At 50.1% G+C, this 24,919-nt stretch carries 23 protein-coding genes; 7 read left to right on the top strand and 16 right to left on the bottom strand.

The annotated features are described in order from the left end of the window. Positions 1-6: 6 nt before the first annotated feature. A complete protein-coding gene (locus ACHWTJ_RS15320; protein WP_394679979.1) occupies positions 7-1,284 on the bottom strand; it encodes a phenylacetate--CoA ligase family protein in 1,278 nt (425 codons plus the stop codon). A 330-nt stretch (positions 1,285-1,614) separates the two neighbouring features. Between ACHWTJ_RS15320 and ACHWTJ_RS15315 the strand changes: the two genes are divergently transcribed. The 7 genes from ACHWTJ_RS15315 (at position 1,615) to ACHWTJ_RS15285 (ending at position 8,468) form a co-directional block, all read left to right on the top strand. Beyond that, entirely contained in the window at positions 1,615-2,016 is a 402-nt protein-coding gene (locus ACHWTJ_RS15315; protein ID WP_294739195.1) for a thioesterase family protein, read from the top strand. A gap of 37 nt (positions 2,017-2,053) precedes the next feature. Next, the gene (locus tag ACHWTJ_RS15310; RefSeq protein ID WP_294739197.1) at positions 2,054-3,196 is read left to right on the top strand and encodes a Glu/Leu/Phe/Val dehydrogenase; all 1,143 of its coding nucleotides are present in this window, start codon (positions 2,054-2,056) and stop codon (positions 3,194-3,196) included. Positions 3,197-3,209: 13 nt separating this feature from the next. Further along, a complete protein-coding gene (gene pdhA / locus ACHWTJ_RS15305; protein ID WP_047391568.1) occupies positions 3,210-4,259 on the top strand; it encodes a pyruvate dehydrogenase (acetyl-transferring) E1 component subunit alpha in 1,050 nt (349 codons plus the stop codon). 1 nt (position 4,260) lies between these two features. Continuing rightward, positions 4,261-5,259, top strand: coding sequence for an alpha-ketoacid dehydrogenase subunit beta (locus ACHWTJ_RS15300; RefSeq protein WP_058265564.1), 999 nt, complete (start codon positions 4,261-4,263; stop codon positions 5,257-5,259). Positions 5,260-5,272: 13 nt separating this feature from the next. Beyond that, positions 5,273-6,490, top strand: a complete 1,218-nt coding sequence (locus ACHWTJ_RS15295) for a dihydrolipoamide acetyltransferase family protein (protein ID WP_394679978.1) — start codon at positions 5,273-5,275, stop codon at positions 6,488-6,490. A gap of 1 nt (position 6,491) precedes the next feature. Further along, positions 6,492-7,889: a dihydrolipoyl dehydrogenase family protein gene (locus ACHWTJ_RS15290; protein ID WP_394679977.1), complete on the top strand. Its 1,398-nt coding sequence runs from the start codon at positions 6,492-6,494 to the stop codon at positions 7,887-7,889. 78 nt (positions 7,890-7,967) lie between these two features. Further along, positions 7,968-8,468 (top strand): methylated-DNA--[protein]-cysteine S-methyltransferase, encoded by a 501-nt coding sequence (locus ACHWTJ_RS15285; RefSeq protein ID WP_394679976.1) that lies wholly within the window; start codon positions 7,968-7,970, stop codon positions 8,466-8,468. On the opposite strand, the gene ACHWTJ_RS15280 is transcribed toward ACHWTJ_RS15285, so the two are convergent. The 15 genes from ACHWTJ_RS15280 to ACHWTJ_RS15210 all read right to left on the bottom strand — a co-directional run bounded on the left by ACHWTJ_RS15280 (position 8,442) and on the right by ACHWTJ_RS15210 (position 24,854). Next, positions 8,442-8,852 (bottom strand): VOC family protein, encoded by a 411-nt coding sequence (locus tag ACHWTJ_RS15280; RefSeq protein WP_294750754.1) that lies wholly within the window; start codon positions 8,850-8,852, stop codon positions 8,442-8,444. The two genes, ACHWTJ_RS15285 and ACHWTJ_RS15280, sit on opposite strands and share 27 nt — an antisense overlap. Positions 8,853-8,982: 130 nt before the next feature. Further along, positions 8,983-9,987, bottom strand: coding sequence for an aldose epimerase family protein (locus ACHWTJ_RS15275; protein ID WP_394679975.1), 1,005 nt, complete (start codon positions 9,985-9,987; stop codon positions 8,983-8,985). After that, positions 9,984-11,480 (bottom strand): UDP-glucose--hexose-1-phosphate uridylyltransferase, encoded by a 1,497-nt coding sequence (locus ACHWTJ_RS15270; RefSeq protein ID WP_394679974.1) that lies wholly within the window; start codon positions 11,478-11,480, stop codon positions 9,984-9,986. Before ACHWTJ_RS15270 ends, ACHWTJ_RS15275 begins: the two co-directional genes overlap by 4 nt. Before the next feature lie 29 nt (positions 11,481-11,509). Further along, positions 11,510-12,508: a UDP-glucose 4-epimerase GalE gene (gene galE / locus ACHWTJ_RS15265; protein ID WP_294748670.1), complete on the bottom strand. Its 999-nt coding sequence runs from the start codon at positions 12,506-12,508 to the stop codon at positions 11,510-11,512. Continuing rightward, positions 12,509-13,681 (bottom strand): galactokinase, encoded by a 1,173-nt coding sequence (locus tag ACHWTJ_RS15260; RefSeq protein ID WP_294739219.1) that lies wholly within the window; start codon positions 13,679-13,681, stop codon positions 12,509-12,511. Then, on the bottom strand, positions 13,678-15,801 hold the full coding sequence (locus tag ACHWTJ_RS15255; protein WP_294750746.1) for an alpha-galactosidase: 2,124 nt from the start codon (positions 15,799-15,801) through the stop codon (positions 13,678-13,680). The genes ACHWTJ_RS15260 and ACHWTJ_RS15255 overlap by 4 nt, the downstream gene beginning before the upstream one ends. Positions 15,802-15,815: 14 nt before the next feature. After that, positions 15,816-17,810, bottom strand: coding sequence for a beta-galactosidase (locus ACHWTJ_RS15250; protein ID WP_294750744.1), 1,995 nt, complete (start codon positions 17,808-17,810; stop codon positions 15,816-15,818). A 25-nt stretch (positions 17,811-17,835) separates the two neighbouring features. Continuing rightward, on the bottom strand, positions 17,836-18,621 hold the full coding sequence (locus ACHWTJ_RS15245; RefSeq protein ID WP_023466970.1) for a carbohydrate ABC transporter permease: 786 nt from the start codon (positions 18,619-18,621) through the stop codon (positions 17,836-17,838). 13 nt (positions 18,622-18,634) lie between these two features. Then, positions 18,635-19,597, bottom strand: coding sequence for a carbohydrate ABC transporter permease (locus ACHWTJ_RS15240; protein WP_294739225.1), 963 nt, complete (start codon positions 19,595-19,597; stop codon positions 18,635-18,637). Between the two features lie 72 nt (positions 19,598-19,669). After that, a complete protein-coding gene (locus tag ACHWTJ_RS15235) occupies positions 19,670-20,980 on the bottom strand; it encodes an ABC transporter substrate-binding protein (RefSeq protein WP_294739227.1) in 1,311 nt (436 codons plus the stop codon). A 29-nt stretch (positions 20,981-21,009) separates the two neighbouring features. Beyond that, a complete protein-coding gene (locus ACHWTJ_RS15230; RefSeq protein ID WP_087681912.1) occupies positions 21,010-21,492 on the bottom strand; it encodes a hypothetical protein in 483 nt (160 codons plus the stop codon). Positions 21,493-21,713: 221 nt separating this feature from the next. Further along, the gene (locus ACHWTJ_RS15225) at positions 21,714-22,874 is read right to left on the bottom strand and encodes an ROK family transcriptional regulator (RefSeq protein ID WP_294739230.1); all 1,161 of its coding nucleotides are present in this window, start codon (positions 22,872-22,874) and stop codon (positions 21,714-21,716) included. Positions 22,875-22,984: 110 nt separating this feature from the next. After that, positions 22,985-23,689 (bottom strand): hypothetical protein, encoded by a 705-nt coding sequence (locus tag ACHWTJ_RS15220; RefSeq protein WP_294750736.1) that lies wholly within the window; start codon positions 23,687-23,689, stop codon positions 22,985-22,987. A 109-nt stretch (positions 23,690-23,798) separates the two neighbouring features. Further along, positions 23,799-23,927: a hypothetical protein gene (locus ACHWTJ_RS15215; protein WP_294739232.1), complete on the bottom strand. Its 129-nt coding sequence runs from the start codon at positions 23,925-23,927 to the stop codon at positions 23,799-23,801. 78 nt (positions 23,928-24,005) lie between these two features. Further along, the gene (locus ACHWTJ_RS15210) at positions 24,006-24,854 is read right to left on the bottom strand and encodes an MBL fold metallo-hydrolase (protein WP_294748661.1); all 849 of its coding nucleotides are present in this window, start codon (positions 24,852-24,854) and stop codon (positions 24,006-24,008) included. Positions 24,855-24,919: the final 65 nt, after the last annotated feature.

Raw genomic sequence — 24,919 nt, 5'->3', positions numbered from 1 at the left:
TTTGAATCAGACAAGTGATGTCGAGCGTCGATCAACGATCCGAACGGCTTTTCCTTCCGATCGTGGTAACCCTTGATGCGGGTGACAGACGAGATCAATGGAAATGAGGCATTCCGACTTGATGGCGTCACATATCGAACGCATTTGTCGCTCCGAGATGTTTTCGAATTCGATATGTAGCTCAACAGCATCGAGTCCCGCTTTACGCACGAGATGGATTTGATAATGCGGCGTCACGTCCGGTTGCTGGAGCAAGACCCGCTCGATTTCTGATGGGAAGACGTTGACCCCTCGAATGATCAGCATGTCGTCTGTCCGCCCTTTGACACGTGACATCCGTGTCGTCGTCCGACCACAAGCACATGCCTCATGCGTGATCGATGCTAAGTCACCTGTCCGGTAACGAATAATTGGAAGCGCTTTCTTTTTCAAGCTTGTAAAAACGAGTTCCCCGACCATGCCATCTGGTACCGGGTCCCCCGTAACGGGATCGACGACTTCCGTAATGAATAAGTCATCCATGATATGCAGACCTGCCTGCTCCTGACATTCCATCGCGACACCTGGTCCCATGATTTCACTGAGTCCATAAATATCGAATGCCTGTAGATCAAAGGTCTGTTCGAGTTTCTGCCGCATCTCTTCCGACCAGGGTTCGGCTCCGAAGATGCCGTAACGCATACTTGTCTTGCGTGGATCGATACCCCGTTCGATCATGCGTTCTGCTAATCGCAAAATATACGAAGGTGTCCCACAGATCCCATCCGGTCGGAAATCCTCGATTAACGTGATTTGGCGATCCGTGTTGCCACCGGAAATCGGCAGGATCGTCATGCCTAGTTTTTCTGCTCCTGCATGAAGACCGAGTCCACCTGTGAACAATCCGTAGCCGTATGCATTGTGCAATAAGTCAGCTGGTGAACCACCGGCTAAGACTAAGCTCCGTGCTACGGCACCTGCCCAGTCGTCTAAATCTTCTTGCGTATATCCGACGACGGTCGGTTTACCACTGGTACCAGACGAGGCGTGAATTCGGGTGACCTGTTCTCGTTCGACGGCAAATAGCCCGAACGGGTAATGATCGCGTAAATCTTGCTTGCGTGTGAAGGGAAATTTTCGTAGATCCTCGATCGTTTGAAAATCATGTGCCGTCATCTGCAATGTTTGCAGACGTTCTTGATAGAACGGAACGCGTGTGACGTGTGCCATCATTTGACGTAATTGCTCCATCTGCAGCTGCTCCCGCGTTTGCGCATCCATCGTTTCCTGATGTTGATCGTACATACCTGCACCTCCTCATCATGTATACAATAATTAAACGGTCGTTTATTTTTAGTTATATGTTTAACGTACGATACGTTCACAATGTTGTCAATCTTGTTTTGTTAAATGCTCCCAAACGATTCTTACTTTATCACTTCAACGCACCTTACCAGTAAATCAATCAGCTTATAAAGCTATTTTTCATGATCGAGAGTCTTTTTTGGAAAATATTTCTGAAATGATTTGCTCATTTTGTAACGGGTTGATAAAATATCGTGTGACAAGTGTTATACTATTTTTGGTAAGACCACTTGATTGAATGAGGATTCGTTGTAGTGAAGGGGGATCACGATGAAGCCAGGTTTAGCTGTCGGGGATACAGCAGAGATTCAAGCGGTCGTCTCGCAAGATATGTTTGCACGGTTTGAAGGTCAATTGGTTCATCCCGCATACTCGACTGTTTCGATGGTCTACCATATGGAATGGGCAGCACGTCAACTCATCCTGCCTTACTTAGAGGCAGACGAAGAAGGTGTCGGGGGTGCGGTTTCGTTGAAGCATCTTGGCATGGCAGCTGAAGGTGCACGATTGATCGTGACCGCTACAGTAACACGCGTCACAGCACGTCGCGTTGACGCTGACATCGAAGTCCGAGACGGACAATCGATCATTGGAACAGGAGAAGTGACACAATTCATTTTAGAAAAAAGCCGGATTCAAGAAAAATTGCAAGTGAATGCTCCAGCAAAATGAAAGCGCTTACTTATATTTGATAGAGGAGGACTCTACTATGAACACGTTAAACCCATCTACGAATCCAACGCTCTCGATCATGGAAAAAATCGCGGGTCACGAACAAGTCGTCTTTTGCAACGACCCTGTATCAGGGTTACAAGCGATCATCGCCATCCACGATACGACGCTCGGTCCCGCTCTCGGTGGTTGCCGCATGGCGCCTTACGCTTCTGTCGATGAAGCACTTGACGATGTCCTCCGCCTGTCGCGCGGCATGACGTATAAATGCGCTGCAGCTGATGTTGATTTCGGTGGCGGTAAAGCCGTCATCATCGGTAATCCGGCAACGGATAAATCACCAGAGCTTTTCCGTGCCTTCGGTCGCTTCGTCGATTCGCTCGGTGGTCGCTTCTACACAGGAACCGACATGGGCACGACGATGGATGATTTCGTTCACGCTAGTCGGGAGACATCACGCATCGTCGGCATTCCGGAAGCCTTTGGTGGGAGTGGTGATTCATCGATCCCGACGGCTGAAGGTGTCGTCTATGGACTGCGGGCGACAATCGAGACGTTATTCGGTTCGGACGACTTAAGTCGCGCGACTTATGCGATTCAAGGACTTGGAAAGGTCGGATTCAAGGTCGCCGAACAACTGTTACTCGCCGGTGCGACGATCTATGTTTCAGACGTCAATGAAGCCGCGCTCGCAGCAATCGTGACACAAGCCGAAATGGCACCTGGCACGGTTCGCGTCGTCTCACCTCACGAAATCCATTTAACAGACGCTGATATTTTCGTTCCATGTGCATACGGCGGTGTCATTCACGCTCAAAATATCGCCCTCTTACCGTGCAAAGCCATCTGCGGTTCGGCGAACAATCAGCTTGCAGATGAACAGCTCGCTCACGTCTTGATGGATCGCGGCATCTTGTATGCACCAGACTATATCGTCAACGGTGGTGGGTTGATTCAAGTCGCTGACGAACTGTACGGAGCAAATCATGAACGGGTTCTCCTGAAGACGCGTCACATCTATGACGCCGTGCTCGAAGTCTTCAAGGAGTCGCAAGCAGAAAACATCACGACGGTCGAAGCGGCGAACCGGATGTGTGAAAAACGGATGCAAATCCGGGCAAAACACAACAACATCTTTACGAATACGACAAAACCAAAATGGGATATCCGTAACCACTGAAGGAGGGACTGACATGGAGCAACATTTTCCGATTCAACGCATCATCGATGAAGAAGGTCGTATCATCGATGCCTCAAAAGAACACGATCTGACGAAAGAGCTTGCCCTCACCCTGTATGAACAGATGCATCGGATCCGGACGTTCGACCGGAAGGCGATCAACTTACAACGCCAAGGGCGCCTCGGCACTTATGCACCGTTCGAAGGACAAGAGGCAGCGCAAGTCGGTAGTGCACTGGCGTTGTCCGATCAGGACTGGTTATTCCCGACGTACCGGGATCACGGTGCAACGTTGACGTTCGGTGCCGACATGGTGCGGACCCTTCTCTACTGGAACGGGCGCGTCGAAGGTTGCGTGCCGTCTGAAAAACACATCTTCCCTCCTGCCGTACCGATTGCGACGCAAATTCCACATGCCGTCGGTGCCGCATGGGCAGAAAAACGAAAAGGTACGACGAACGTTGCGGTCGCCTACTTTGGTGACGGGGCGACGTCTGAAGGCGACTTCCATGAAGGAATGAACTTCGCGAGTGTCTTCCAAGCACCAGTCATTCTGTTCAACCAAAACAATCAATTCGCAATTTCTGTCCCGATCGAAAAACAGATGCATTCTGAAACGATCGCACAAAAAGCAATCGCCTACGGGATGCCGAGCGTCCGAATCGATGGGAACGATGCATTTGCCGTCTATTTCACGATGCAAGCAGCCGTTGCGCGTGCCCGATCTGGTGGTGGACCAACATTGATTGAAGCCGTCACGTGGCGATTTGGTGCGCATACGACAGCAGACGATCCAACGAAATACCGTGATCAAGCCCGCTCGCGTGACCGGGTCGATCCGCTCGATCGACTTGAACAGTTCTTAAAACACCAAGGCTACTTTGACGAAACCTGGATGCAACAGCTACAGGAACGGCATCAAGCAGAAGTCGAAGCGGCAGTAACTGCGATGGAGCAATTCAAGGCACCAGACGTCAATGACTTGTTCGACCATACGTACGCGACCTTACCGGTTGATGTCCAGCAACAAAAAGAAGCGTATCTGCTAGCAAGGGGGAAATGAGATGGCAACACCAATCAATCGTCAAACAGAGATGACACTCGTTCAAGCTGTCACGGATGCCCTGCGGACAAAATTGTCGGAGGATGAGACGACACTCGTCCTTGGAGAGGACGTCGGAAAAAACGGTGGTGTCTTCCGAGCGACGGACGGCTTACAGGAAGAGTTCGGGGAAGACCGGATCGTCGATACACCGCTCAGTGAAGCCGGCATCGTCGGTACGTCGATCGGTCTTGCCATCAATGGCTTTAAACCGATCGTCGAGATTCAATTTCTTGGCTTCATCTACCCTGCCTATGAACAAATCATGACACACGTCTCCCGGATCCGGATGCGGACGATGGGACGGTACAGTGTGCCGATGGTCATTCGTGCGCCTTATGGTGCCGGCATCCGGGCACCGGAAATCCATTCCGACAGCACGGAAGCACTCTTTACATCGATGCCTGGTCTCAAGGTCGTCTGTCCGGCGACGCCATACGATGCAAAAGGGTTATTGATTGCTGCGATTGAAGATCCGGATCCCGTGTTGTTCCTTGAGTCGATGCGCAGTTACCGCTCATTTAAGGAAGTCGTACCGAGCGAATCGTATACCGTTGAAATCGGAAAAGCGCGCTGCGTCAGCGAAGGGACGGACGTGACGTTGATCGCCTGGGGAGCAATGGTTCAAGTAGCCCAAAAGGCAGCAACGGCTGCTCAGGAACGCGGGATTTCTTGCGAAGTCCTCGACTTACGGACGCTTTATCCGCTTGACCGGGAAACGATTGCTGCTTCCGTTCAAAAGACGGGTCGTGCCGTCATCGTTCATGAAGCCGCAGCAATGGGTGGTCTCGGTAATGATCTCGTGACATTGATCAACGATACGGCGTTTCTTTATTTACGGGCACCGATTGCCCGCGTGACCGGTTTTGATGTTCCGGTTCCGCTGTTCGCCCTCGAAGACCATTACATTCCGACGCCAGAACGTGTCCTTGCGACGATTCAGCGTACGGTCGAGTTTTAAGGAGCTGAATGCCATGATCGAAGTTAAATTACATGATGTCGGTGAAGGAATGACAGAAGGTGAAATCGCCCATTACCTCGTTCAAGTCGGAGACCATGTCACGACGGATCAACCGGTCGTCGAGGTCGCGACCGATAAGATGGTCGCCGAACTACCGGCTCCTGTTTCCGGGATCGTCAAGGAAATCATCATCCCGGTCGGTCAGACGGTGCAAGTCGGTACGACGTTATTGCACATCGAAGCAAATAACGCTTCCGACATGCCGGTCGCGGTAACACCTGAAGCGTCGTCCGCTCCTGAACCAGCATCGGTTGCTGTCACCGCCCCACCTGTTCAAGTTTCTCCAGCAAAACGGGTCCTTGCGACACCCTATACGCGAAAAATCGCTCGTGATCACGGGATTGATATCGAAGCTGTCACGGCTTCCGATCCATCGGGTCGCGTCTCGGAGGACGATGTGCTTCGCTTCGTCCAGGCTACTACTGCTCCACAAGAGACAGCTACGCCGATCATTGAAGAGGTCACGTACCAACAAACCTTACCGGAAACGATTCCGTTTCGCGGCATTCGCAAGCAAATCGCGAAAAAGATGACCCAGTCACTTTACACGATTCCCCATGTCACTCACTTCGAGGAAGTCGATATGACGCGTTTGCTTGCACTACGTGCCGAATGGAAAGCGGCTGGACGAAACATCAACGTCAACACCTTCTTCATCAAAGCCTTGATTGTTGCCTTAAAAGAGTATCCTGTCTTTCATGCCAAGCTCGATGAAACAAATGCATGTATTCGATTAGAGCAGGATTTCCATTTTGGCATGGCAACGGAAACACCGGACGGGTTGATGGTTCCGGTCATCCGTCATGCCGATCAGCTTTCACTGACGGAACTGCATGAACAATTGGTTGCGCTACAACAACGTGCTCAAAACGGTACCTTGCGCGCAGCAGACTTAAAACCAAGCACTTTTACGATGAGTAATGTCGGTCCACTTGGTAGTACGGGAGCAACACCGATCATCAACTATCCGGAGACAGCACTGATTGCCTTCCATAAGACGAAAAAACGAGCCTGTGTCGATGAGAATGATCAAATCGTCGTTCGCTCGATGATGAATTTGTCGATGTCGTTCGATCATCGTGTCGCAGACGGGGCAACGGCTGTTGCCTTTACGAACCGATTCGTGTCACTGATTGAACATCCGACCACCCTACTTTTGGAGTTGATCTAACATGGTTGTTGGCGAACTTACACAAGAACGGGATCTCCTGATCATCGGTGGAGGTCCCGCCGGTTACACGGCAGCGATTCGCGCCGCACAAGGCGGTCGAAACGTTACATTGATTGAACAAACTGAACTCGGTGGACTTTGTTTGAACAAAGGCTGTATCCCGTCCAAGGTCTATGCGCATGCAGCAGAAGAGATGTTACGCTTGCCGCATCTTGAAGACCTTGGATTCACCGCCCCTGCTGTCCATGACTTCAGCAAACTGAATGCTTACCGGAATCGTGTCGTGCAGCAATTACGTCAAGGAGTGGTCGCCCTCTGTCAGGCGAACCAGATTGAACATATCTCTGGTGCAGCCTCCTTCCTGTCAGAGGACCGGATCGGCGTCGAGTCGGGACATCAGTTCGATACGTACCGATTCCAGGACGTTATCATTGCGACCGGTAGTCACAGCATCCAGCACGAGGAATCGTGTCGTTTGAACGCCGAACAGCTTTATCAACTCGAGCAACTGCCAGATAGCCTATTGATCATTGGATCTGACACGTTAGCACTCGAAGCGGCCGCCTGTTTCCACGCACTTGGGACAGAGGTGACGTTGTTCGCGGATCAATTATCACTCGAACCAAGCCTTGAAAAGGAACTGAAGCGGACATTCAAAAAACAAAAAATCCGTCTCGTGTCGGATGTCGTGACACGTATCGAGGCTTCATCGGACGCAACCGTCACCGTCATGAAAAACGGAGAAGAAGTCGCCTATCAGGGGGCCTATCTGTTCCAGTCCCTTTCCCGGATCCCGAACAGTTTGACACTCGGTCTCGAACGGATCGGTGTGACGCTTGCAGAAGACGGAACGATTCCAGTCGACGCAACGGGACGAACGAATCAACCGCATATTTACGCAATCGGTGATGTGACACCGGGTCCACAGCTCGCCATCCGTGCGATTCATGAAGCGAAGCGAACGGCAGCTCACTTGTCTGGTCAAGACGTCGATCCGACGACACCGTATTATCCGACGGTTCTACGGACTTTCCCACCGATTGCTTCGGTCGGGATGACGGAACAAGAAGCGGTCGAAGCCGGACATGCTGTTCAGAGCGGACAGTTCCCGCTGAATGCAAACGGAGCGACGACGATCGAAGGTGGTAGTGGATTCGTCAAAGTCATCGCTGACGAGCAAACATCACTGATCCTTGGTATTCACATGATTGGGGACGATGCTCATCGTCTCGTCGGACAATTCACCCAAGCACTGGAACTGACAGCAAAACGGGAGGATCTTCTTTTCCCTGTCATGGCACATCCGAGTCGAAGCGAAGCCTTGACGGAATCGATGGAAGCCTTATTTGGTCAATCGATCCACCTTCCACCACGTCAACAGGTCGGTTCGCGCGCGTAATCCAAAAGAGGTGCCTCTGCGTCAGAAGCACCTCTTTCTAATTCATCACTTCATTTCGTGTAGAAAGGAAAACATGTCATGGAACTGTACTTCACTCGTTTGCACTGGAATACGCATACGTTTCCGGTCGCCGCTACAGCAGATGGTCTCTGTTATGTCGGCGCTTGGGATGAACCGGAGGATGTATTCGACGACTGGTCGCGGAAACACTTCCCCCGAGCCGATCGGATTGCTTCTGACACCACTCTTGCCCCGTATACGGAGCAGCTACTGGCTTATCTGAATCAACAGTCGACGACACTATCCTTTCCAATCGCACCAGTCGGGACCCCGTTTCAACTTGAAGTCTGGAATGCTTTACGCGCGGTACCGTACGGTCAAACCGCCACCTACTCCGATATCGCGGAACGTCTCTTTCGACCGAACGCGACTCGCGCGATTGGCACGGCAATCGGGAAAAATCGATTACTGCTCGCGATCCCGTGTCACCGAATCATTGGCAAAAAAGGCGATCTGCTCGGCTATCATGGCGGTCTGAATATGAAGCGGACACTACTCGCGCTCGAGCAACGCCTCTGATTCTCGTCCCTCTTCGCTGAAAGATAGAGCGAACAGAATCCCGAACGGATCGCAGACTTGCGCATACCAACCTCCAAAGTCTGCTATCGCAAGAGGTGTGACGATTTGACCGTCTGTCGTTAATCGCAGATACACTTGCTCGAGCTCTTCAAGCGACGTAAAAGTCAACAACAGATGGAGCGAAGAAGAGGTATTCGGTGCGTCACTCTCGTCCCACAGCATCAATTCAAACGCCCCATTGGATAAATGTGCGTGATAGACGGTATCTTCTGCTTCATCAAGTAAGAGACGACGACGTGTCATCGTAAATACGTTTTCGTAGTACACGATCGCCTGCTTGGCTTGTCCCGAAAAAACGAGACAAGGAGTAGCGGCATACTGCATGAAAAGTCCTCCTTTCATTATGCTTTAGTATTACCTTTCGCACTTTTCTTCCCGATTTCCTTCTATACACAAAAAGCCCCACTTTCCTGTCTAACCGGACACGGAAAGTGGGGCTTCTTCTTCGAATCAATCAAGACACTACACCAAAGCGATAAGCTGTTTTCCAGTGATAGGTCTCACCGGGTGACAACAAGATTGATGGAAAATCAGATTCATGGACTGCATTCGGATGCACTTGTGCTTCAAGGCATAAACCAAGTGATGGTCGAGCAGGAACACCGTGAACCGTATAATCGGTCAGTAGTTGCGTTCCCGTATAGAGCACGATCGCCGGCTGATTCGTTGTCACGTCGACGAAACGACCGGACACCGGATCTTCAAGTCGAAGTGTGTCATCCCGCAATACGAAGGGATGATCATAGCCGTTTCCAACAGCAATCGTCTCGGGATGCTCCGGCGTAATCCCGTCACGAATCGACTGACCGTTCCGGAAATCAAACGGGGTTCCGGAGACATCCCGCTGTTCCCCTGTCGGTAAGCCGTCTGGCTGGACCGGTAAGTAGCAGTCGCTTGGTAACGTCAAGACATGATCTAACACATCCCGCTTCGCATTTCCCGATAAGTTGAAGTACGTATGATTCGTCAGATTGAGTGGTGTCGTCTGATCCGTCACGGCCGTCATCTCAAGCGTCAATGTTGTTCCCTCTAATCGATAATGCACGTCGAGTGTGACCGTTCCCGGATACCCTTCTTCTCCATCCGGACTGTTCAAACGCAAATGAAACAACGTATCCGTCGCTTCGATAACATCGAACCATGCTTGATCGAATCCGTGAATCCCACCATGCAGATGATTCGCACCGTCGTTTGCGACGAGCGGATAGACCTCTTCCGCTACTTCGAAGCGTGCCTGTCCGATTCGACCAGCGACGCGTCCGACGATTGCCCCGAAGTAAGGCGAGTGCTGTTGATACTCTTCTACCGTCTCGAGACCTAAGACGACGCTTTCCAAATGACCTTCCCGATCGGTCGTCCGGATATCTTGGATGATGCCGCCGTAGTTCCAGAGTGTCACTTCGATGTCTTCTTGACGTAACGTATGTCGGATCAACTCTTTCTCAAGTAGTCGTGTCATCGTTGTTCCTCCACCGGTTGGCGCGTCACGAGTTGAACAAATCGCCCGAACGCCGCCTGACCTTCTTCCGTCTGTTTAAAGACGCCACAGTCCTCGAGACCACGTACGAATTTCGCAGCGACTGCTTGTTCGACGTACATCGTGACATCTTGACCGTCATACGCTTGTTTTAGTTCCTCTGCCCAGTCAGCATGAGCAACTGCCACTTCGTCGATTTCACCTACGATGAATCGTTCAACCTGTTGCAACTCTTGAAGCAGGCGTGCCGGTAAGACCGCCAGTCCCATCACTTCGATCAAACCGATATTTTCCCGTTTGATATGGTGAATATCAGCATGCGTATGGAAAATACCGTCCGGATGTTCTGCTGACGTCCGGTTGTTCCGTAAGACGAGATCGAGCTCGAATTGTCCATCACGCTGACGAGCAATCGGCGTCACCGTATTGTGTCGCGTCTCACCTGTGTGTGACTGGATCTCTTGACTCTCATCCGTATACGTCAACCACGTCTCATAGACGGTCGCCGCAGCATCGAGTAGTGCCGACGCATCTTCACTCTTCAGACGCAACACACTCAGTGGCCAGTGTAAGGTTTCACCAGTGACTATCGGCTGATCCGGGAACGTAAAGGATGTTAAAGCGTTTGCCCGGTCCATCGCAAACGTATAACGACCGCCCTGATAATGATCATGCGTCAGGATTGATCCGCCGACGATCGGCAGGTCCGCATTCGAACCAGCAAAGTAATGCGGGAACTGCTCGACGAAAGCGAGCAGGCGTGCAAAGGCATCCCGATTGATGACCATGTCACGATGTTCCTGTGACAAGATGATGCTATGTTCGTTGTAGTAGACATACGGTGAGTATTGTAGTGCCCACGGTTCTTCCATCAGTGTCAGTGGAACGATTCGGTGATTCGCACGGGCTGGATGATTCGCACGACCCGCGTAGCCGACGTTTTCAACGCATAACAGGCAGGTCGGATAGTTCGACGTCGTCGGTGCTTCCGTCCGAGCTGCCGCGATTTCACGTGGATCTTTTTCCGGCTTCGATAAGTTGATCGTGACATCGATCGTTCCGTAAGCCGTATCCGCTTGATAGCGTTTATTCTTAGCAATCCGTTTCGTTTGAATGTAGTTACTTGCTTGACTCAGTTGGTAAAAATAATCTGTCGCAGCAATAGGTGATTCATCGTATAGACGACGGAATACCGCTGTCACGTCAGACGGACGGGCGACGAAGATATCCATCACATCTGCTGCGAACTGTTCTTTGTCTTCAAGACGCGCTGGCAACTGCCCACTTGCAATCAACACTTCAATCATCTCATCCAAGATATCTGGAATCGGGCGAGATGATGCGTCGGTCATTTCTTCAAAGTCAGCTTGACCGACTCGTGCTAGAATCCGGTTTCGAGCGTAGATCGCATCTTCCGGTTCAATCAAGCGCTCCTGGATTGCTTGCGCTACTAACTGTTGGATGAGTTCATTCATCGCCGTCACTCTCCTCATTCTATCTCTCTTTAACGAACGCTCGTCCGGTACCCTTCTGGATGATGTGCATGCCAGTTCCAAGCATCACGAATGATTGTTTCGATGTCGGTGCGTTGTGGCGTCCATCCAAGGACGTCTTTTGCTTTGGTGGATCCGGCGATCAAGATACTCGGATCACCTGCACGACGTTCAATGATTCGTTCTGGAATCGGATGTCCTGTCACGCGACGGGCTGCCTCGATGATTTCCCGCACGGAAAACCCTTGGCTTGAACCGAGGTTAAAGACTGTGCTGTCGTTGCCATCCGCTAAATAATCGAGTGCTCGTACATGGGCATCGATCAAGTCTTCAACATGGATGTAATCACGAATGCACGTGCCATCCGGCGTTGGATAATCATCGCCATAGATCGAAATTTCTGCCCGTTGTCGGTTGGCGACTTCAAGGACGAGCGGAATCAAATGTGTTTCTGGTGTATGGTCTTCCCCGATCTCACCTGTCGCCCGTGCACCGGCGACATTGAAGTAACGTAACGCGACGTAACGTAAGCCATACGCTTGTTCAGACCAGCGCATCATCTTCTCCATCATCAACTTCGTCTCGCCATATGCATTCGTCGGACTCGTTTCCGCTGTTTCGAGAATCGGCATCTGTTCCTGTTCACCGTATGTCGCTGCCGTCGAAGAGAAGACGATTTGTTTGATGTCGTGAGCAATCATCGCTTCGAGCAACACTTGTGTCCCATAAACGTTGTTATCAAAGTAGCGTAATGGTTCCGTCATCGACTCGCCGACAAGTGAAAAAGCAGCGAAATGAACGACTTGTTCAATCGTCTCTTCCGTAAAGACGCGATCGAGAAAAGCACGATCGCGTATATCTCCTTCATATAAACGTGCTTGCGGGTGAACCGCTTCACGATGACCGGATTGCAGATGGTCGATGACGACGACATCCTTTCCGGCATCAATCAATTGATAGACGGCATGGGAGCCGATATAACCAGCTCCACCTACGACTAACGTTGCCATTTAGATGACCTCCCGTTCGATTTCACGTGCTCCGTCACCGACCGTCGCCGTATAGAACGTCGCCGGGTATCCGATCCGTGCTTCATAATGTTCGCCGACAGCTTGTTTGAAGGCGTCGACTGCCTCGTCTTCAACGATCGCAATCGCGCAGCCACCAAAACCAGCACCTGTCATCCGTGCGCCGAGCACGCCCGGTTGTTCCCAAGCGGCTTCGACGAGTGTATCAAGTTCAATCCCTGTCACTTCATAATCTTCCCGTAACGAGACGTGTGACGCATTCATCAACTGACCGAACGTCGTCAGTTCTCCCGCTTCGAGTGCCGCTAGCGCCTGAAGCGTTCGTTCATTTTCTGAAATCGCATGGCGAGCGCGACGCATCAAGATTTCGTCTTCCCATGCGACTTTTGCGAATTCTGACGTCGTCCATTGTCCGAGTGCTTCCCGTGGCGTGAATTGATTGAGATAAGCGAGTGCTGCTTCACACTCTGCTCGGCGTTCATTGTATTTCGAATCCGCTAGTTCACGGCGTTTGTTCGTATTCATGATGATGATCGTATATCCTGTCAAATCGAGTGGGGCATACGTATAATCGAGCGTCTCACAATCGAGCAACAATCCCGCTCCTGCTTTTCCCATACCGATCGCAAATTGATCCATGATGCCACTGTTGACGCCAATATAACGGTTTTCGACTTGTTGACCGAACCGGACGAGATCAAGACGTGGAATCTCTAATCCATATAATCGATCGAGCAAGACACCGATGACGAGTTCAAGCGAAGCCGATGATGAAAGACCAGCTCCATTCGGGATGTCACCTTGAATCAGGATGTCACATCCTGAGTCGATGCGGTACCCTGCTTCCTGTAAGACTGTAATCATCCCCTTCGCGTAGTTCGCCCAACCGTGCGTCGCGTCGTACGCGAGTTGGTCGAGTGCGACTTCGATGATGCCGTCTTGCTCAAAATTCAATGAATAGAAGCGGAAGCGTTGATCGTCTCGTTTTCGCGCGATCGCATGCGTACCGAACGTTAACGCACATGGAAAGACGTGACCGCCATTGTAATCCGTATGTTCACCGATTAAGTTGATCCGTCCTGGTGCAAAGAAGCGATGCGTCGACGGTGAGCCAAACCGCTGTTCAAATTGTTCTTCTAACGTCTGGTCTGTCATACGATCGTCTCCTTTGATTCGAGTAGTGAAAGCGCACGGTGGACTGGCTGAATCCGCAAGCAGCGGGCTTCATAGTCCGTCGTGTATGAGAATGTCAAGCCTTGTTGCATCAAATAAGCGCCGCTTAACGTCCGGTCCTCGACTTGATAACGCATTGCTGGGTCGAGTCCTTTTAGCTTGAAGTGATACTGATGTGCTCCGTATTGTCGAAGTGGCGCGATCGCAAGTAAGACTGTTTCTTCTTCTGATGTATACTGCATGACGCTTGGCGTCTGTTGTGTAAAAGCAGATAAGCGATACTGGATACCGCGTTGAATCGTCGGACGAATCGCTTGGTATGTCTCGATCCAACCTTTTGCTTCCGCAAGTTCATCCGTTGACCACTCGCTTAAGTTACCACCGATGCCGAGTGTGCCTTGCATCGAGGAGACGAATCGTGTCGCAAGCGGTACGTTGCGTCCATTTAACCAGTTCGGTCCGTCCGTCACCCAGCAACTCATCATCTTCGCATTGTAGGCATACGAGAAATCATGCTGAATTTGTAAGCGATCGAGTGGATCGGTGTTATCACTCGTCCAGACTTGTTCCGTCCGTGAGAGGATTCCAAGGTCGATCCGTCCACCACCACCAGCACAGGCTTCGAAGTCGACCGTCGGATGCAAGCGACGCAATTCATCAAAGATTCGATACAATGCATCGACGTGACGTTTCCATAATTCCTGTTGGCGATCCGTCTGATCTTTTGGAACGCCTGGTTCTGAGAAGGCACGGTTCATGTCCCATTTGATGTAGTCGATCGCGTGACGCGTGAGCAAGTCATCCATCATCTCGAGAATGAATTGCTCGACTTCTGGTAATCCAAGGTTTAAGACGTATTGATTCCGAGACGTCGTCCGGACCGCATCGCGCGCATGGTAAATCCAGTCTGGATGCGACCGGTATAGATCAGAATCCGGATTGACCATCTCCGGTTCGACCCAAAGACCGAATTGTAAGCCTTGTTGTTTCACATACGAGATCAAAGGCTGAAGACCATTCGGAAACTTTTCCCGATTGACGTGCCAGTCTCCGAGTCCCGCTTGATCGGAATGGCGTTCACCAAACCACCCATCATCGACGACGAACAGTTCACAGCCGATTCCTGCTGCCAGATCAACGAGTTCACGTTGACCGGATTCCGTCACATCGAAATAGGTCGCTTCCCATGAGTTATAGAGAACCGGACGATCGGTCGCACGCGGCATGATGACGTCTCGCTGGAACGCATGCGCATGGGCGCTCATATCCGCGAAACCGTCCGCATAGCCGATGTAGAACGTTGGTGTCGTCAACTGTTGTTGATGTGATAGTTTCCAGCTGAAGTCAAACGGATTCATGCCGCCCGATAGCTGAACGAAACCGAACGCATCTTGTTCGACGTGAATCGCCCAGTTGCCGGAATAAGCAAAATGTCCGTAGACGATTTCACCGCCATCTTCTGTCGCGTCCTGTTCGAGTGCGAACCAAGGATTCGCTTGATGACTCGTCACCCCACGCCGACTTTCGATTGTCTGACGTCCTGGTGTCACCGGTGTAATCTGTTTCTTGAACTCCCCTGTCCACATCCCAGCGAAGTGATGCAGTTTTAAATGCGGTTGATGCCAGCGTCCCATCGCAAAGGACTGGGCTGCTGTCAAGCGTACTGGTAATCGGCCTGTATTTTCGACGACGATTGAACGACCGATGATGTCGTAATCGGCGAACACTTCGTACTGAACCCCGACACGCATCTCCTGCAAGGGATCAAACAGCCAGAGCGTCAATTTCGTTTCCGTCTGTTCGGAGTGCTCAAACTGGAACTGGTGAATCCGCTGTCCGTCCTCTCGTTCCGACTTCAAAGTCGGTTCCGTGTACAACATCTCGCCGAATGGTACGAAATCGTACGTCGCGACGCCGTCTGGCGATTCAAACGAACTGTGCGCGACGACCGGACTCGGTAACGCTTCATAATCATTCCGGTATGGTAACTTGGCACCGAAATAGGTGTGAATCAGCTTACCGTTCGCACCGACCGTGACGACGTGAGCGACCCGTTTCCCTTCGACGACGAAACGACGTCCTGCTACTTCAAAGATTGCCATGGTTCTCTTCCTCCTTACGTCGTCAGAATCAGTGTCTCAAGTGGTGCGAGCTGGACCGTTCCACGATATGTCTCATCTTTTGTCAATGCTTTGTATGTTCCGTCTAACGTAACGTCCCGCGTTTCTTTCGTGTCATGGTTCATCAAGAAGAGAAAATCGCGTTTTTCGCCGTGACGACGCACGATTTCGACTTGATCCGGTGCCTCGATCATCTCGATACCGGCCTCCGTGAACGCTTGACGGTAAATCGTATCGATCATCGTATCATCAATCGATGAGCCGATGTAGGTAATCATTCCTTTATAGGCATTGCGCGTCACAGCCGCTACACCCTCGTAGAACGTATCTTTATAAACAGCAAGCGTCTCTGCTGTCGTTGGTGTGATGAGATCACACCAGAGGCGGGCTGTTGAAGATTGTCCTGCCATCTCGCCGATACCTGCCACCTGATGTTGCTGAACGGATTGGAGTGACTCGTATTCGTCAATCTCGATTCCCGCATACGGCGCGAACTTACCTGGTAACGTCGTCGGTACGACATGATTCCGTGCATCCTTGACGCCTGTCCGGTAAGTGAAGATGACGTGACCGCCTTGTTCCATGTACGCAATCAAGGCGTCGTCGAACGTTGGATTCGTCAAGAAATAGAGTGGAACGATGATCAGTTTATAACGAGAGAGATCATCACCTGGGAAGACGATGTCGGTTGCGACTTGTTGACGAACCGCTCCACCATAGAAGCGGACGAACTCCGTCCGGAAATCAAACGCATCACTATGTGGCTGGTGTGTCCACGCCCAGACGTTTTCTTGATCGAAATAGACACCGACTTTCGCGTCGTAACGGCTCGCGTTGATCTCATCACCATACGTATTTAGTTCCGTCATGATCTGTTTGACTTCTTCGAATTTTCGTTTCGGTTTGCCATCATGATCGATGATACCGTGACAGAACTCCTCTGTTCCGAAATGAGCAGCCCGGAAGCGGAAGTAGACAATCGCTTCTGCTCCTCGCGCGACCGCTTGGTACGTCCAGAGGCGAATGTGTCCTGGTCGTGGCAAGTAACCGATTTTGCTCCAGCCTTGTGCGCCACTCAATTGCTCCATGACCCAGAACCCTTTTCCTTGCTTCGAAGAGCGGCAAAGATCATGATCACTCGCCATCTTCTCGAATCGGTTCGGCTCCGGTAGTCCACCCCAGACTGGGTAGTTATCGAACGCCACGTAATCAAGGTCTTGCGCCATTTGTTGCTGATTGACCGCCATATCACTGTAGACTAAGTTATGCGTGATGAAGACGTTCTCTGGAATGTAGCGACGTAAGACATCAACTTGTAACTTGTTGTAGTACGTATAGCCGTCGGCACAGAAACGATCGAAGTCGACGAGCAAGGATGGGTTGTGTTCCTGATAGACTTTACGCGGTACCGGGATTTGCTCCCACGCCGTGTACGTCTGACTCCAGAAGACGGTTCCCCACGCTTCGTTCAAGGCATCGAGCGTTCCGTAACGATTTTCTAACCAACGCTGAAAAGCAGCGCGGTCGACATCGCCGTAAGAACGATCCGATTTCTCATGCCCGTATTCATTATCCGTTTGCCACCCGATGACACGAGGATGTTGACCGTATCGTTTCGCCATCTCTTCCGTGATCTTGACGGATAGACGCTGGTACGTTTCGCTGTGGACCGTGTAATGGCGACGAGCACCAAAGCTGATCGTCACACCGTTCTCATCGACCGGTAAGATTTCTGGATACTTCGTACATAACCAAGCCGGTGGTGTCGCAGTTGGTGTCCCGAGTACGATATCAAATCCTTCCGCACTCAACCGTTCGATGACGTCATCCCAAAAGCTGAAGTCATAGACGCCTTCTTCCGGCTCCATCATCGACCAAGCGAATTCCGCGAGACGAACGACGTTGACGCCAAGTTCCTTCATCAGTCGGAAGTCTTCCTCCCATAGTGCTCGTGGTGTTTGTTCTGGATAATAATCGACTCCTAAATACATTGTGCTCCCCCTTACGCAAAAACAATTATTTTACTGCACCCGCCGTCATTCCTTTTTGGAAGAAACGTTGGAAGAAGATATAGAAGATCATCGTTGGTAAACTGATCAAAACAAGTGAAGCGTAGATTTTTCCTGGGTCTCCGCCGAGCGCATCCTTGAAGAAACTTGGTGCCATCGTGACTGTCTGATAGGCAGGATCCGTCATGAACGTAAGAACCATCAAGTATTCGTTCCATGAGTTGAGGAACGCATAGATTAAAGCTGTGGCAAGCGCTGGTTTTGCGAGTGGTAGCATGACTTTGAAGAACACTTCAAGAATCGTCGCCCCATCGATATACGCCGCTTCCATCAGTTCGTTTGGTAGTTCATCAAAGTATCCTTTGATCAGCATCAGACCGAATGGTAAGAAGAACGCAACTTCCGCTCCGATCAGTCCCCAGTGATTGTTCAGCCCGTCAAACGAACGGAGCGTGAAGAACAATGGAACGATCATCGAAGCGACGGGTAACATCAGACCCGCTAAGACCATATTGAACAACAGGCGTTTTCCAGCAAACTCAAGTTTCGAGAAGGCAAACGCCGCGAATGCCAGAATCGTGATCGAGATGATGATCATGAAGAAGGCAACGAAGAAACTGTTGAAGACGAACGTTGGGAAGTTCGGGTTTTGTAGTGTTGCGATATAGTTATCGAATCCATTGATTCGGAGACTCTCTTTGAACATGACGAAAATCGGGAATAACCAGACGATTGATGCTAGCACCAATACAAGGTTGATCATCCAGCGGCTTTTTTTAGATTCTACATCCATGGGTCGTTCCTCCTTAGTTATCCATTTTCTTTTGTACGCGCAATTGGAAGTACGTGATGAGCAAGGCAATCGTCAATAGGATGATGGCAACCGCACTCGAGTAACCGACTTCCTGTTGCAACATCGATTTCCGGAATAGATAAGTCGAAATGAACTCCGTCGACGATCCCGGTCCGCCTGCTGTCGTGATCCAGACTAAGTCAAACGTCTTCAGACCACCGATGACACCGAGGATCGAAAGTGTGAACGTCGTTCCTTTCAAGTTCGGGAAGACGATGCTCCACAGTGTCCGGAAGAATCCAGCTCCATCGATTTTTGCTGCTTCGAAGATTTCCTTCTCAATCGTCAGCATCGCCATGTAGTACATGACCATTGAAGAACCTGTCCACTGGAAGATGTTGATCGCAATGACGGAATAAAGCGCGATATCCGGGTCACCGAGCCAGTTCTGTTCGAGGCTACCGAGACCAATTGCACGGAGGAACTCATTGATGTAACCAAACTGAAAATCATAGATTTGTGAGAATGCCGCACCGAGTACGACAGGGCTCAAGACGACAGGGAAGAAGAAGACCGACTTCATCGCCGTCCGCAATGGTCCCGGCGTATGCAGGAAGTACGCCAAGACAAGACCAATACCAGCTTGAATCGAAACGGTCAAAATCGTGAAGATGAACGTATTCTTCAACGAGAGATAGAAGTCCGGATCTTGGAACATCTCAGCATAGTTGTCGAGTCCGACGAACACTTTGTCAAACGAAATCCCGTCCCACGAGAAGAACGAGTTATAGGCATTATAGAAAATCCCATAATAGATGAAGCTGACGACGAACAAGACGATTGGAGCAACGAATGCCCATCCGACCATGTTCCGCTTCATGTTCTTTTTCTTCTTTGGCGCAGGTGTACGTGTCGCTACCGGCTGGAGCGGTTCTGCTTTTGGTTTAATCGGCAATTCCTGTCGCTCTGTCTGCATATCGATTCCCCACTTTCCTCAAGTCCAAAAATCAGGAAGTGGCACGCAAGCGTACCACTTCACTGTCGAGTCTTATTTCGCTGATTGATCCGCTGCGTCTTGGACGCGTTGTAATGCTTCTTTCGGATCTTGTCCTGTCGCGATGTTTTGAAGTTCCTTACCGAGGATATCGTTTAATTTCGTATCCCGGATACCACGGCTAGCAACCGCTTTTGCTAATGTGTCGTTCAACATCTTGTACGACTCTTTTTCTCCTTCAGATGTGAAGGCAGCATCTGAATCGACTTTGACATCCTTGATACCAGGTGCCATCTCGAACTCACCCATATAGACTTCTTGTCCTTTTCCTTGGCTCATGAAGGCGATGAATTCCGCTGCACCTTCTTGTTGTTTCGACTCTTTGTTGACACCAAGTGCCATATCGATCGAAGCGATGATTGGTTGCTCTGTACCACCTACTAAGTTCGGGAGTGGAACGAATCCGAGCTCATCGTCGATTTTCCATTTGTCTTTTTTCTCAGCAGTCGTCATCGAGTGTGCTTCCCATGAACCGATGACCCACATTGCTGCCTTTTTATCGAAGAATTGGTTCATCCCGTCATTGTATGTCGCGAGACCAAGTGCTCCTTCTTGGAAGACTTTATCTTTGAAGAGATCTTGCCAAACTTGTGCTGTTTTGACCATCTCATCGTCTGTCCATTTTGCTTGACCTGAGAGGACTTTTTGGATGTAACCCGGCGCGACCTGGTGGCTGAGGACGTTGTAGACGTCGATGTCGATCCACGCGTCTTTTGCTCCGAGCATGAGCGGGATGACCTTATCTCCTGAGTCTTTGATCTTCTTGACTGCGCTGACTGTTTCTTTGTAGTTCTTCGGAGGCGTCACGCCGTATTTGTCGAGCATCGTCTTGTTGTACATCAAGTACGCTTGACCTGTGAACCCGATTGGGACCGCGTATTGTTTACCATCAAGTGTCGTCTGTTCGATTCCAAGCTCAACAAACTTGTCTTTCCAGCCTTTGCCGGCTGCTTTATCCATGTATGAGTCGACCGGTACGACACGATCCTTGTACTGCTGGATCATCGGTTCTTTTAGACCGATGATGTCTGGACCCTTACCTGACAACATCGCGACTTGTAATTGTTTTTCATAGTCTTCACTGTAGCGTTTGAATTGAACGACGTATTTATCTTGTGATTTATTGAAAGCATCAACGACTGCTTTCCCCGCTTCTGGTTGTGGTGCCCAGCCCCACCATGTGACGATTGTCTTACCGTCTTTCGTTTTTGTTTGTTGCTCATCTTCGCCACCACAAGCGGCAAGGAATGCGGATAATGTTAGGACTGATGCTGCAGCAACGAGTTTCGTTTTTTTGAATTTCATGTAAGAGCTCCCCTTTTATGTGTAAGTAGTCAAGCGTATCGTCTAGCGTGTTCCCCTTCGATTTGTGCTTGTTTGCACCATTCTTCGATCACCTTCGTCTGAATCGGCATTCCCTGTAGCTGAATCAATACACGGGCGATCAATCGAAGACGGTACGCCAGCGTATCGACGTCCGGTCGGACGAAGAGATAAAACTCCCCACCGAGCGTCAAACAACCGGCAGAGCGCATGTGTTGCATGAGTGCGCGTAATTCAATGTATCCGCTCTCATTTTTTCGAATGTGTAGCTCGGATGAACGGATCGTCAGGACCCCTTGTACCGATGACATCCGGAATTGAAATACACCGTCACGTCGTGGTCGGACGAGCACGATATCCTGCTCGTCTGTCGGGACATCGCCAGGACCCTGTTCTGTCATCTGTTGCGTCGACCGATGAAAATAAAAACCGCGGATTGCTCCGTAACGCCCGAAAGCTTCACGGTACGAAACCCATGGATCGTGTGGTTCCATTGCGCGATGCCTCCCTTTCCTGCTTCAGCTTGATTAGCCCCTGCTAACCTGCATCCACCTCCACATAGTTGACCATGAACTTAGTAAATTAAATTTATTATCTAACTTTACATCGACTATAGCACATCACTTTTTGTTTTGTAAACGGTTTCATTAAATTATTTTTGAATAACAAAACCGATTCCATCTCCTGCTGGTGCGCAAGACATGGAATCGGTTCATTAAATCGTTTGAAATAAACTGTTTGTTGCAAGAGCCGCAGCACTGAGCGCTCCCTGTTTGTCACCCCACGGGACCATCTTGACATCGGTTTCACGTGAAGCAGCGGTCAACGCCGTGTGCTCGACCCGTTCCTTGATTTGATCAACGATCGTAGGTGCGAGCTCGAACATTGGTCCCCCAAGTAAAATCCGGCGTGGATTTAAAAGATGAATCGTATTCAAGACACCAATTCCGATATATTCCCCCGCCCGTTCATACGCACGAACCGCCTGCTCGTCTCCCTCGTTCAACCGCTTGCGCAAATCAGCAAGCGTCATGACTTGTGGATCAACGACCGCATAATCCCGGAGTAATGCTTTTTCGCCTGCCAACGCTTCAAGACATCCTCGGTTCCCACACGAGCAAATCGGACCATCGAGATCAAGGCGCATATGTCCGACCTCTCCCGTAATATGATGTTGACCATCGACAAGTTGGTTATCGAGTACGTAAGCCCCCCCGATGCCTTCCCCAGCATAAAGATAGAAGAATTGTTCAACCCCGACGCCTTCACCGAACAATAACTCAAACGAAGCGAGTGCCCGGACGTCATTTTCGATGAAGACCGGATAGTCAAAGCGTGCTTCGAGTTGTACCTTCAGTTCAACATCATGCAAATGGAATCGTGGAGCAAAAAGAATGACACCCGTCTCCGGATTCACCATCCCATGGACAGAGATTCCGATACCATGAATCGTTCCCCGTCCTTGTGTCTGTGCAATCAACGTCTCGCATAAGCGACCGATGGCATCAATCAGTTCTTCATTTGTCTCAAAGCGTCCCACGGCTTCGGACTCATGAATCGTATTGCCACTCAAATCCGCAACGACCCCGATAAATTGGTGACTCGTCGCGTCGATACCGATGACATATTGTTCTGTTGCGACGAGTTCGAGCATGATTGGTTTTCGTCCCCCGTTCGATACCCCAAGCTCTCGCTCCGTCACGAGTTGTTCTGCAATCAATTCACTGACGATATTTGATACCGTCGGCTTCGTCAAGTTTGTCCGTTGTGCTAACTCGACCCGCGAAATCGGTTGATGCATCCGGATCAGTCGCAAGACGAGTGCTCGATTATAAGAACGCATCCATTTAGAATTACGCGGTGTTTCTTTCGCCATGTCCCCCTCAACCCCTTTGGTCTGTCTCTTTACTATCTTCGCATATTTTGTAAGGGATTTCACGGTCTCACACAAAAACCGTTCATCTGCTGAACGGTTTTTGTGCACTTTCATACTTCATCGTATGGTTGTTCCAAGATCAAGACACGTGAACCGTCCGGATTCTCGGTCAGTTCGATTTCGACGATGGCTTGACCAACCAGCAAGACGATCGGTTGAGACGGATCATTCTCGCGAAAGAAACCGATTTTTCCGTGGTGGGCATCCATATAGTCCGCATATAAAAATGTGCCGTTGACATGTAACTCATCCTTCATGCGATTAAACGTCAGACGTGGCACACCGTACCAGGCTTCCCCATTCAAATAAAGCAACGGACGCTCGCCGACCGATTCATTCATCGCCCGTCGGACCTCGATTGCCCCCGTCGTATCGTAATACAATCGATCCTGACCACGTGTCGCGATGACGATCGGATGTTTCTGATACAAGACGACTTCTAAAATTTCATCTGCTTGTTCGACGAAATAACCAGTCTCATCCGACTGGGCAAAACTAATCGTATACAGCTGCATCCAGGACACAATATCCGTCACTTGAACCGGTTTATGAAAAAGCGCAGAAACAAGCAGTGTTTCTTGCGGAGTCACAATCAGATTGACGGAGATATCCGCTAAGCGGATCGTCCGGATTTGTGTCGAAGGGTACGTATGATCATAACTCGGAACAAGCATCGCTTCATAGTGATCATCCTTTTCGACCAGTTCAATCGATGGCATGCGTCGATCAAAATCCGCAATTTGAATTCGTTTCATCCGACATCTCCTCTCACCTTCATCGAACAGCCTCACGCAAGTTATTACCCAATATCTGGTTTTCATGCACTCCCCTGAATTCAAAAAAACCGGAACGCATGCGCCCCGGTCATTGTAGGTACAGATCATATAACAGATACAGAATGCCTCCGACGATGATTAAAAATGAAAAGATGCTCGCTTTCCCAAAAAAGACGCGATCGACGATTTCATCCCGTTCAAATCTTGGTTTCGTCATATAGTACCGCTCCCTTTAATAAGCTTGTAGTACTACATATATTTCAATATTTTCTATCCTATTCCTTGTTACGATCTATCATTTCATTCCATTCGCGAAATAAATCAATGTTTCGCTCTCATCTTCTGTCAACGATCGTCCTGTCTCTTCTGCATATAAGGTCCGCATATCTTTCAGTCGTCCTTCGGTCGCTTCCGTTATGCGAATGGCTCGACGCAATATCTGAACCTCTTCTTCAAATTCCGATTTCGGCATCGCTTCTCCATGCGACCAGATATAATAGTCGACATCTAAACGATCGAGTACTTCTAATAAACGTGCCGTCCGCTCCACCGTGTAGTTCCACTTCGGCGAAAAGATATCAGCATACATGGCGTCTCCTAAGAACACGACACGTTCTTCCGGAATGTAGACGAGAAGGCTCCCAGGAGAATGATCATTGTCGACTTCAATCAGTTGGCACTGCACGCCGCCCAAATCAAGATCCAGTTGTCCTTCAAAGCCGATCGTCGGTAAAACGACTTCGATATCGCGCGCTTCACCATACTCGAGCTTGATTGCGTCCGCACAAAATGGAATCTCGATGCCTTGATCCATTCGTTCTCGTAATGCTTCATCCGTCCAAGCGTAGGGTTGCATCTCCTTCATATGAGTAATCGTTTGCTTAGTCGCAATCGACGGCAGACCAAAATGTTTCATTCCAAAAATATGATCCCAGTGCCAATGGGTCAACGCTAACAAATCAGGTGTTCCGAGATTTCGTTTTTGCATTTCTTCTAAGAAAAGTGCTGCGTGTGCTGACGAATTCCCCGCATCAATCATCAATTGATGCTTCTCCCCACGCACGACGGCGAGAATCGGGCGGTCCGTTTCGCTGACTGGTGTCTGATACCAAATCCGTGAAGTCAATTGTTTGAAGTGTTGCATGTCCTACCTCCTTCTACTCTGCCCTTAGTATACGTCATGACAAAACCGGGTTCATCTAGAAGACA

This window comes from uncultured Exiguobacterium sp., from assembly GCF_964277885.1.
In the GTDB taxonomy this organism is placed as follows: domain Bacteria; phylum Bacillota; class Bacilli; order Exiguobacteriales; family Exiguobacteriaceae; genus Exiguobacterium_A.
This window is presented reverse-complemented; position numbering and strand designations above follow the sequence as displayed.

What these genes read in the sequence shown, in the direction of transcription:
- ACHWTJ_RS15320 (WP_394679979.1), bottom strand. Translation starts at nt 1,284, where the DNA reads ATGTACGATCAACATCAGGAAACGATGGATGCGCAAACGCGGGAGCAG.
- ACHWTJ_RS15315 (WP_294739195.1), top strand. Translation starts at nt 1,615, where the DNA reads ATGAAGCCAGGTTTAGCTGTCGGGGATACAGCAGAGATTCAAGCGGTC.
- ACHWTJ_RS15310 (WP_294739197.1), top strand. Translation starts at nt 2,054, where the DNA reads ATGAACACGTTAAACCCATCTACGAATCCAACGCTCTCGATCATGGAA.
- pdhA (WP_047391568.1), top strand. Translation starts at nt 3,210, where the DNA reads ATGGAGCAACATTTTCCGATTCAACGCATCATCGATGAAGAAGGTCGT.
- ACHWTJ_RS15300 (WP_058265564.1), top strand. Translation starts at nt 4,261, where the DNA reads ATGGCAACACCAATCAATCGTCAAACAGAGATGACACTCGTTCAAGCT.
- ACHWTJ_RS15295 (WP_394679978.1), top strand. Translation starts at nt 5,273, where the DNA reads ATGATCGAAGTTAAATTACATGATGTCGGTGAAGGAATGACAGAAGGT.
- ACHWTJ_RS15290 (WP_394679977.1), top strand. Translation starts at nt 6,492, where the DNA reads ATGGTTGTTGGCGAACTTACACAAGAACGGGATCTCCTGATCATCGGT.
- ACHWTJ_RS15285 (WP_394679976.1), top strand. Translation starts at nt 7,968, where the DNA reads ATGGAACTGTACTTCACTCGTTTGCACTGGAATACGCATACGTTTCCG.
- ACHWTJ_RS15280 (WP_294750754.1), bottom strand. Translation starts at nt 8,852, where the DNA reads ATGCAGTATGCCGCTACTCCTTGTCTCGTTTTTTCGGGACAAGCCAAG.
- ACHWTJ_RS15275 (WP_394679975.1), bottom strand. Translation starts at nt 9,987, where the DNA reads ATGACACGACTACTTGAGAAAGAGTTGATCCGACATACGTTACGTCAA.
- ACHWTJ_RS15270 (WP_394679974.1), bottom strand. Translation starts at nt 11,480, where the DNA reads ATGAATGAACTCATCCAACAGTTAGTAGCGCAAGCAATCCAGGAGCGC.
- galE (WP_294748670.1), bottom strand. Translation starts at nt 12,508, where the DNA reads ATGGCAACGTTAGTCGTAGGTGGAGCTGGTTATATCGGCTCCCATGCC.
- ACHWTJ_RS15260 (WP_294739219.1), bottom strand. Translation starts at nt 13,681, where the DNA reads ATGACAGACCAGACGTTAGAAGAACAATTTGAACAGCGGTTTGGCTCA.
- ACHWTJ_RS15255 (WP_294750746.1), bottom strand. Translation starts at nt 15,801, where the DNA reads ATGGCAATCTTTGAAGTAGCAGGACGTCGTTTCGTCGTCGAAGGGAAA.
- ACHWTJ_RS15250 (WP_294750744.1), bottom strand. Translation starts at nt 17,810, where the DNA reads ATGTATTTAGGAGTCGATTATTATCCAGAACAAACACCACGAGCACTA.
- ACHWTJ_RS15245 (WP_023466970.1), bottom strand. Translation starts at nt 18,621, where the DNA reads ATGGATGTAGAATCTAAAAAAAGCCGCTGGATGATCAACCTTGTATTG.
- ACHWTJ_RS15240 (WP_294739225.1), bottom strand. Translation starts at nt 19,597, where the DNA reads ATGCAGACAGAGCGACAGGAATTGCCGATTAAACCAAAAGCAGAACCG.
- ACHWTJ_RS15235 (WP_294739227.1), bottom strand. Translation starts at nt 20,980, where the DNA reads ATGAAATTCAAAAAAACGAAACTCGTTGCTGCAGCATCAGTCCTAACA.
- ACHWTJ_RS15230 (WP_087681912.1), bottom strand. Translation starts at nt 21,492, where the DNA reads ATGGAACCACACGATCCATGGGTTTCGTACCGTGAAGCTTTCGGGCGT.
- ACHWTJ_RS15225 (WP_294739230.1), bottom strand. Translation starts at nt 22,874, where the DNA reads ATGGCGAAAGAAACACCGCGTAATTCTAAATGGATGCGTTCTTATAAT.
- ACHWTJ_RS15220 (WP_294750736.1), bottom strand. Translation starts at nt 23,689, where the DNA reads ATGAAACGAATTCAAATTGCGGATTTTGATCGACGCATGCCATCGATT.
- ACHWTJ_RS15215 (WP_294739232.1), bottom strand. Translation starts at nt 23,927, where the DNA reads ATGACGAAACCAAGATTTGAACGGGATGAAATCGTCGATCGCGTCTTT.
- ACHWTJ_RS15210 (WP_294748661.1), bottom strand. Translation starts at nt 24,854, where the DNA reads ATGCAACACTTCAAACAATTGACTTCACGGATTTGGTATCAGACACCA.